Origin of the sequence: Cohnella terricola, assembly GCF_007786475.1 — a bacterium.
GTDB lineage: Bacteria > Bacillota > Bacilli > Paenibacillales > Paenibacillaceae > Cohnella > Cohnella terricola.
In genome coordinates, this window is the sequence record NZ_VNJJ01000022.1 from 59,710 (window position 1) to 66,904 (window position 7,195).

Consider the following 7,195-nt stretch of genomic DNA (forward strand, 5'->3'; position numbering starts at 1 on the left):
GCGTCTATTGGATCCGCAACTTGTTCAGCGCCTGAAGGAAGTCGTCCGGTAGCGGCGCGACGGCAGACTGCTTCTCGCCGGTCCAAGGATGGTGCCAGATCAGCCGCTCGCCATGCAGCGCCTGCCGGGCAATGATGCCGCGTTTGCCACCGTACAATCCATCGCCCGCAAGCGGATGGTTGATCGCGGCCATATGCACCCGGATCTGATGGGTTCTGCCCGTCTCGAGATGCAGCCGCACAAGCGTATGATCCGCGAATCTCTCTACGACCTCGTAATGCGTCACCGCCGGATCGCCTGTCTCGCTTACTCGCCGCCGGGTAGAATGGTGGCGGTCTTGTCCAATCGGCTTGTCGATCCTACCCTTATCACCTTCCACGTTTCCTTCCACGAGTGCCAGATAGACGCGTCCGATCGACTTTTCCCGCATGCCTTTGTCGTACTGATAGTGGGCGAACTCATTTTTGGCGTAAAGCACGGGTCCTGTCGTATCCTTGTCGATGCGATGGACGTGACGTACCCGCAAATCTTTGCCGGTCATCTCGTAATAGGCGGCAACCGCGTGCGCAAGCGTCTTGCGCTGGCCTTTCTCGCTCGGATGCACTTCGATGCCCGCCGGTTTATTTACGACAAGCGTAAACTCGTCTTCGTACAAAATATTCAGCTCCATCCAATCGGACGGATAATCCCTAGTCTCTCTAGGAAAAAGGTGCAGCCGCAAATTGGAACCTTGAACAAGGCAGCCACGATTTTGCGCCAATCTGGTGACGAGCTTCGGCTGCAATGGAAGATGTTTTCCGATTGCCGACATCGGAGCCCCGGCCAGATCATCCGGCAACCGGATGTCCATCCATTCCCCTTTAATGCGCCCCATCGGGAGCAACGGGTACGAATTTACTCCGGAAACGCCCTTGCCTCCTCGCGATTCTGCAGCCCCTTTCGAAGAACCGCTACCGCGAATTGGCGTCGCCCGTCCGTTCCCTCGATCGCGAAGCTCTCCACGTTTATCTTGATCGGAACGTCCCGCGCGTTCGTTGCGCCGGCCGACGCCGCTTCCGTTTTTCTCGTACCGTTTGGGCGAACCGCCTTTTGTCCCGGCACCCGGCCCTCCTCGATCCCTGCGTCCGTGCTTCTCCTGGCTGCCGCTTGGCTTTTGTCCGCCGCGCTGCCGATTCCTTCCTGCTCCGCTCATAAGCCTATCGTTCCCCCGATTCCAATGCCGCCGAGCCGTTCTAGGCAGGGCTTTGCCGATCAATATACGGGAACGCCAACGCAAAGTCAAGGTAATCCGCACGATTCCCCCCGCATCCGACGGCGCTTCAAGAGCGGATTCGCCACTTTTCCCATTCGACCTTCATAGGAACATCTGACGTTATTAGGCGAAACGAATCGATTGCTCCCGATTTCGAGGAATCCAGTCAATAAGCAACAAAATAACACCGTTGCCACTTTTTTGCTTTGGAGATACCTTTGTTTTAGGGGTTGTCCCCCACATTAAGGACCTCGGGAGGAATGTTCCATGGATGCAGAAGAAGTAGTCGTCGGAGTAGAAGCGCAAGACGAGTCCGTTGCGGAAGAAGCGGTTGCCGAAGAGGTTGAGGTAAGCTCGGAAGAAGCCGTCGAGGCTGTCGCCGAAGCCGAAGAAGAAGCCGCCGAAGTTTCCGATGAAGTCTCGGCCGAAGCGGAAGAAGCGGTTGCCGAGGTAGAAGCTGAAGCGGAAGCAGAAGAAGTATCCGCAGAAGCCGAAGCGGACGAGCCTGCTCTTGCGGAAGTCGCCGCTCACGAAAGCGAATCCTCGGATTCGGAGTCGGACTCGGACGACGAGTAAGCGATGATTCGATGGAGAGGGGCTTTCCAACGGAGCCGATTAAGGCTGCGACGGGAAGCCCCCTTGCATGTGATAGCTACGAGCGACTGCGGAAGAAGCTGCGCAACGCCCACTTCCGTTCATGACGCTTCATATATTTGGGCAACGTTCGATAGAGTTGACGGCATTCCCGAAAAGCGGCGGCCGCTTCGTTCGGATTACCCAGACCGGCATAGATCGTTCCCAGCCGGTAGTAGGCTTCGCAAGACGATGAATTCACTTCTTTGAATTCCCCCAGGTAAGCAATCGCTTTGGCCGGGTCGGCTTTCGCGAACGCTTCCGCCAACCGCAAGTACGGTTTCCCGTACTTCACCTTCGCGCTGATGGACAATGCGCTTTGCATTGCCCGCTCCCCATCCTCGAGATTTCCGAGGGCCAATTCACATGCTCCAAGATCGCTCCAATACTCCGCGGAATGCTCCATTTGGGACTGAACGCCGAGCAGGATTTCTCGAGCCTGTCCGTATTTGCCGCTTTCGATCAGCAATCTCGCAAGCTCGGATTTGGCTGAAACGTCATGCGGGCTCATTTCCAACTGTCGTTTCCATTTCGTGATCAAGCTGCGTCTGCGCAACGGGCGGACCAGGCTGGGCGACAATCCGATGAACCTGCGTTCGAGCACGTAAAAGATAATGAGCAAGACGATGATCGCGGCGAACGGATTGCCGAGAAGCCATGTTAAGCCGAGAAAAAGAAATATTTTACTAAACAGGCGCTCTCACCTACCATATACGCATATTATCGATAAAGACTAGCCTAAGTTGTCCCTGCAGATTCATCTTATCATAACCGCCCGGAAGGATAATATATTATTTTACCAAAAAATCCCGTTAGGACTGGGGCCTCTTCACTCGCCGCGTCGCTTCGGCTTCCAACGGGTTGTCCGGCCAGTAATGCTTCGGGTAACGACCCTTTAAGTCTTTGCGCACCTCGAAATAGGTATGGTTCCAGAAACTGGCCAGATCGCGCGTCACCTGAACGGGCCGCTGTGCGGGAGAAAGCAAGTGTAGCGTAATCGGCACTCGTCCGCCCGCAATGCGCGGCGTCTCGGCCAAGCCGAACAGCTCCTGAAGTCGGACGGCGACGAATGGCGCATCCAGATCGCCGTAGTCTATCGGGATGCGGGAACCGCTAGGTACTCCCCAATGCGTAGGCGCATGATCATCCAGAAGCCTGAGCCGATCCCAGGACAGCAGCGACTCGAGAATGTCTTTCAGAATCAGCTTCTGCAGATCGGAGCGGCTCTTCATCCCTTCGGCATATCCCGCAAGCCAGACTTCCAGACTCGAGAGCAACGCCTCATTGGACATATCCGGCCATGTTTCGTCATGTCGACGCGCGAATGCGACTCTTTGTTGGAACTGGCGGGCTGCCTTTGTCCAAGGCAGCATATCCATTCCTTCAATCCGAATTCCATCCATTAAAGCTTCAAGCACTTTATCCGTGGGCGGGCGACCGAGAGGCTTTTCTTCCAACAGCAACGCGCCAAGCTTCTTGCGTTCCCGACCGCGAACGGATTGCGACTCACCGTCCCAATATATATGCGACTCTTCGGTGATTCCGTCCCGTATGCAAGACGTCAATCGCTCGAGCGATACGGGAGCTGCAAGCCGGATACGGCTGTCTGCGCCCGCATCGTCGACGTCCGCGACAACGATCCACGGTTCGCGCGCTAGTGCTTGGCCCGGGCCGAACGCCGCCCCTCTGCCGCCGCTGAGCAAATATTTGCCGTTATCCCGCTGACGACCGATCCGATCCGGATAAGCGAACGCGAGCAAAAGCCCGCACTCGTCGAGCTCGTCGGCGTCCCTTAGATTCCCCCCGCGTTTACCTTCTCCAAGCTCTCGCCGCAGACGTCTCGCTTCTTCCGCCAGCCGTTTTCGCGTTCCTACCTCGGCCGTATAAGACCCATAACCTCTGAGCGTCTCAACCCTCGCTCGAAGATCGGCCGTAGGCGCTTGGCTAGACGTATATCGTAAAATGTCCCGTTCGCCGAGCAGAATGGCGATGTCGCATGCCAGATTTTCCAGCCCAAGCTCAACGGACCGCAGCAGCATGTGGGCGATCCGAGGATGCTTGCCGAGCGCCGTCATTTTCCGGCCGTGCTCCGTCGCCTTCAGACCACTCTCTTCGAGAGCTCCGAGCTGTACGAGCAGTTCGCGGGCCTGCTGCAACGCCGGAGCTGGCGGCGCATCAAGCCAGATTAGCTCTCGGGGATCGTTTACGCCCCAGACGGACAGCTCCAACAGCATCGACGCTAAATCCGCCTCCATGATCTCCGGCGCGTTTCTTACCGGCAGGCTCGATTGCTGTTCCAGGCTCCATAACCGGTAACAAGTTCCGGCTTGCAGCCGGCCCGCGCGCCCCCGGCGCTGATCGGCGGATGCGGCGGATACCGTCACCGTCTCCAGCCGGGACATGCCCGTTCGCGGCGAGAACCGGGAAACCCGCATCAGTCCGCTATCGATGACAACGGTCACACCTTCCACTGTCAAGCTTGTTTCCGCCACAGACGTCGCGAGCACGACCTTTCTGCGGCCGTCTGCGAGCGGGGTAAGCGCCGCGTCCTGCACCTCTGCCGTCAGGCTCCCATGAAGAGGGAATACTCCGATGGAGGTTCCGGGTAGCTTGCCTCTTAAGCTCGCTTCGACCGCCCGTATCTCACCGACTCCTGGAAGAAATACGAGCACGTCTCCGTCATGCGCCCGCAATGCATCGCCAACTGTTTGCGCAACCGCTTCTACGAGCTCTGTGCTTGCCGATTTAGGCCGATAAAACGTCTCAACCGGATAACTGCGACCCTCGCTCCGGATAATCGGAGCTTGGCCGAGCAACTCCGCGACCGGCTCCGCTTCCAATGTCGCGCTCATGACAAGCAGCTTCAAGTCGTCCCGCAGCAACGCCTGCGACTGCAAGATGAGGGCAAGACCGAGGTCCGCCTGCAAGCTTCTCTCGTGGAACTCGTCGAAGATGACGAGGCCGACCCCATCGAGCGCGGGATCGGCCTGCAGCATGCGGGTTAATACGCCTTCCGTCACCACTTCAATCCGGGTGCGGGGACCCGCCTTCGTGTCCATTTTCACACGGTATCCGACCGTCTCGCCGACTTGTTCTCCCAATTCCCGCGCCATGAACGCGGCCGAACTGCGCGCGGCCAGCCTGCGCGGTTCGAGCATGACGATTTTAAGGCCTTCCAGCCAGCTTTCTTCCAGCAGGGCAAGCGGCACGCGTGTCGTCTTACCAGCTCCCGGAGCGGCGATCAGCACCGCGTTATTACAGGCAGATAGCGCCTGCTTGATCTCCGGCAGCGCCGAATCTATTGGCAAAGGCGAATCGAACATCACGCCTGAATCTCCTTCCGCTCAACATCGAGCCTAATTCTCTCATTGTTGAACAGCTTACCATTTTCCAATGCGCTAGGAAACCTGCCTCTCTCTAGCCAGCTATCCCACTTCCTCACCGCTGTCCCGGAATTGCTCGACTATTTCGTGCTACTCCCCCTTGTCCTCGCCGCTGTCCCAGAATTGCTCGACTATTTCGTGCTACTCCCCCTTGTCCTCGCTGCTGTCCCAGAATTGCTCGACTATTTCGTGCTACTCCCCCAGATCCTCGCCGAAGTCCCATGATAGTTCGACTATTTCGTGCTAATCCCCCAGATCCCCGCCTCTGTCCCAGAATTGCTCGACTATTTCGTGCTACTCCCCCAGATCTCCGCCGCTGTCCCGAAAATGCTCGACTATTTCGTGCTACTCTCCCGCTTATACCATCCGCATTAACCTATGAACCGCTTTGTCCGTGATTAAGAACTCGTGACACTTAACGGAACCTCCGCCAACCGCGTCGACTAGCTCCTTGCGCTCCAATTCCCGAATCACTTTCCTGCATGTCTCCTTCTTCAGCGTCAGCCATTCGCTAACGTCCGATAACTGAAATGGTTTATAGTGCATCAAAGCGCACCTAAGCACTTCTCTCTCGTATACTGGGAGCTGCATAAATCCTGTGCCGGCCAAACTCCCGATTCGCCCGATCAGTTCATATAAATTACGCTGGCAGAAATCCGGCTTCTTCTCAAGTTCGTCCCGGCTATAAGGAAAATAAATAAAACCGTGAACGGCCACCGACCTCGCGCGCGCCCGCTCGAAGTTGAATCGGTCTCTCGTAATCTTCTCGGCATGCGTAACGAAATGATCTTCCTCGAATACCGTCCGAATCCTGGGAAAACCGACGTCGCTGTATATCTTCGCGCCGGATAACCCGTTCATCTCGTACTCCATCTCCATACCGTCAAACTTTCCGAACACGGGCAAAAGCAAATTCTCGAACAATAATTTCGTCCCGGCTAAATTCCTTTCCAGCATTTCCGCCCGTTGTCCGCTTGCCGCCTTTTTCTGATCTTCCAAATAACGTTCGAATTCTTGCTCGAATCCCATTGCCACCACGCCTCCTTTAAATAAAAAAACGCCGCCAAACTCCACACGGGAGAGGCGACGTATTCTTCACGCGCATAATGATATTCTCACGCCTAACTTTAACATAATTTGTAAATCAAGACAACAAACCACCTCTAATTTATCGTGCTACTCCCAGAATACGGCGGAATAAGACAACAGTTACTCGATTTAATCGTACTGCTCCCAGACCGCGGCGGAATAAGACAACAGTTACTCGATTTAATCGTGCTACTCCCAGACCACGACGTGAAAAGACAAAAGTTACTCGATTTTATCGTGCTACTCCCAGACCGTGGCGGAAAACGACAAGAGTTACTCGATTTTATCGTGCTACTCCCAGACCACGACGTGAAAAGACAACAGTTACTCGATATAATCGTGCTACTCCCGGACCGTGGCGGAAAACGACAAGAGCTACTCGATATAATCGTGCTACTCCCGGACCTTGGCGGAATAAGACAACAGTTACTCGATATAATCGTGCTACTCCCGGACCGTGGCGGAAAACGACAAGAGCTACTCGATTTAATCGTGCTACTCCCAGACCACGACGTGAAAAGACAACAGTTACTCGATTTAATCGTACTGCTCCCAGACCGCGGCGGAATAAGACAACAGTTACTCGATTTAATCGTACTGCTCCCAGACCGCGGCGGAATAAGACAACAGTTACTCGATTTAATCGTGCTACTCCCAGACCACGACGTGAAAAGACAAAAGTTACTCGATTTTATCGTGCTACTCCCAGACCGCGAGTAGAGTCCATATAATTGTGTAAAATGGCTGTTGGTAAACATTAAATAAAGCCATGTTGAAAGTTCTCTCTTAGAATGAGGTTGTCGAGACAACATTCATCGGAGGAATATCAACATGACTC

At 55.2% G+C, this 7,195-nt stretch carries 6 protein-coding genes; 2 read left to right on the forward strand and 4 right to left on the reverse strand.

Annotation, left to right across the window (positions count from 1 at the left end; genetic code table 11):
• Window positions 1–4: 4 nt before the first annotated feature.
• On the reverse strand, window positions 5–1,294 hold the full coding sequence (locus tag FPZ45_RS23540; protein ID WP_246120560.1) for an RluA family pseudouridine synthase: 1,290 nt from the start codon (window positions 1,292–1,294) through the stop codon (window positions 5–7).
• Window positions 1,295–1,519: 225 nt separating this feature from the next.
• On the opposite strand from FPZ45_RS23540, the gene FPZ45_RS23545 reads away from it, so the two are divergent.
• Window positions 1,520–1,828, forward strand: coding sequence for a hypothetical protein (locus FPZ45_RS23545; RefSeq protein WP_144707102.1), 309 nt, complete (start codon window positions 1,520–1,522; stop codon window positions 1,826–1,828).
• A 76-nt stretch (window positions 1,829–1,904) separates the two neighbouring features.
• Here the strand turns inward: FPZ45_RS23545 and FPZ45_RS23550 are convergent, their stop codons facing one another.
• From FPZ45_RS23550 to FPZ45_RS23560, 3 genes are all read right to left on the reverse strand, one after another.
• Window positions 1,905–2,507 carry a tetratricopeptide repeat protein gene (locus tag FPZ45_RS23550; protein WP_342780093.1) on the reverse strand — a complete coding sequence of 201 codons (603 nt, stop codon included), beginning with the start codon at window positions 2,505–2,507 and terminating at the stop codon, window positions 1,905–1,907.
• A 190-nt stretch (window positions 2,508–2,697) separates the two neighbouring features.
• Window positions 2,698–5,208: an ATP-dependent helicase HrpB gene (gene hrpB, locus FPZ45_RS23555; RefSeq protein WP_144707111.1), complete on the reverse strand. Its 2,511-nt coding sequence runs from the start codon at window positions 5,206–5,208 to the stop codon at window positions 2,698–2,700.
• A gap of 417 nt (window positions 5,209–5,625) precedes the next feature.
• Window positions 5,626–6,297, reverse strand: a complete 672-nt coding sequence (locus FPZ45_RS23560; protein WP_144707104.1) for a hypothetical protein — start codon at window positions 6,295–6,297, stop codon at window positions 5,626–5,628.
• Between the two features lie 267 nt (window positions 6,298–6,564).
• On the opposite strand from FPZ45_RS23560, the gene FPZ45_RS25575 reads away from it, so the two are divergent.
• Entirely contained in the window at window positions 6,565–7,077 is a 513-nt protein-coding gene (locus FPZ45_RS25575; RefSeq protein ID WP_222430807.1) for a hypothetical protein, read from the forward strand.
• Window positions 7,078–7,195 lie beyond the last annotated feature (118 nt).